This is a genomic window from Spirillospora sp. NPDC046719 (assembly GCF_040645715.1).
Taxonomy (GTDB): Bacteria; Actinomycetota; Actinomycetes; order Streptosporangiales; family Streptosporangiaceae; genus Spirillospora.
Map to the genome: position 1 here is coordinate 1 of NZ_JBEYYT010000923.1, position 1,218 is coordinate 1,218.

Sequence of the window (1,218 nt, forward strand, 5' to 3'; positions counted from 1 at the left end):
CCCGGGCGCGCCGCCCCCTCCCGCCGGCGAGACGGCGCCGCTGCCCCGCTGGATCAACACCTGGAGCGAGTTCACCGGCGCCTGGTACTTCGCGCCGCTCACCGGCCTCGCGCTGACCATCGCCGCGCTGGCCGAGCTGGCGCCGAGCACCGGGTCCCCGCTGAGCCTCGCCGGGGGCTTCGCGGTCGCCTCGACGGTCCCGCTCGTCTGGCGCCGCGAGAACCTGCGGCCCGTCGCGGCCGTCGTCCTCGGCGCGTTCGCGGCCGGGCTGCTCACCGGCCAGCAGCTGCTGATCACCACGGCGTTCGCGGCGCTCTACACGCTGTACGCGCTGGGGCGGCAGCTTCCCCGGCAGTCCGCGGGCGTCCTCGCGGCCGGGAGCGTCGCCACCGTCGCTGTTGTCTACCTCGCCACGGGCACGCTCGACGACGTCCCCTGGCCGGCCGCGGTCGTCGCCGTGCTGGCCGCGATCGGCCTCGGCGACGCGCGCCGCGCCGTCGAGTCCGCGGGCCGCACCGAGGCGGAGGCGGAGGAGCGCACCAACGAGACCCTCACCCGGCTCACCGCCGTCCAGCGTGAGCAGGCCGTCATGCGCGAGCGCGCCCGCATCGCCCGCGAGCTGCACGACGTCGTCGCGCACTCCGTCTCCATGATCGCCGTGCAGGCGGAGACCGCCCCGTACACGATGGACGACCTGTCGCCCGAGGCCCGCGCCGGCTACACCGAGATCGCCAAGACGGCCCGGGAGGCGCTGGTGGAGATGCGCCGGCTGCTCAGCGTGCTGCGCGCCGACGCCAAGCCCGAGCCGGACGCCGCGAACTCCCCGCAGCCGCGCCTCGACCGGCTCCCCGACCTGATCGAGCAGCACCGCGGCGCGGGCGGCGCCGTCGACCTCGCCGTGCACGGCGACCCGCGGGCGCTGTCCACGACCGTGGAGCTGTCGGCGTACCGGATCGTCCAGGAGGCCCTGACGAACGCGCGGCGGCACGCGCCCGGCGCCGGGGTCCACGTCGACCTCACCTTCCTCCCCGACCGGCTCGCGGTCCGGGTCCGCGACGACGGCTCGGCCGGATCGACGCGGGTGCTGAACCGGGACGATCCCGCCGCCCGTACCGCGGTACTGGACCCCGCCGGCGCGGGCCCGGCCGGTCCGACCCGGCTGGAGGGCGCGCGGCCGCCGGCCGGCGCGCCCGGCGGCGGGCCGGGCGGCGGACACGG

At 77.9% G+C, this 1,218-nt stretch carries 1 protein-coding gene; it reads left to right on the forward strand.

Annotated features, from left to right (window positions below):
• On the forward strand, window positions 1-1,218 hold a 1,218-nt coding region (locus tag ABZ914_RS51600; protein ID WP_500201850.1), incomplete at both ends, for a sensor histidine kinase.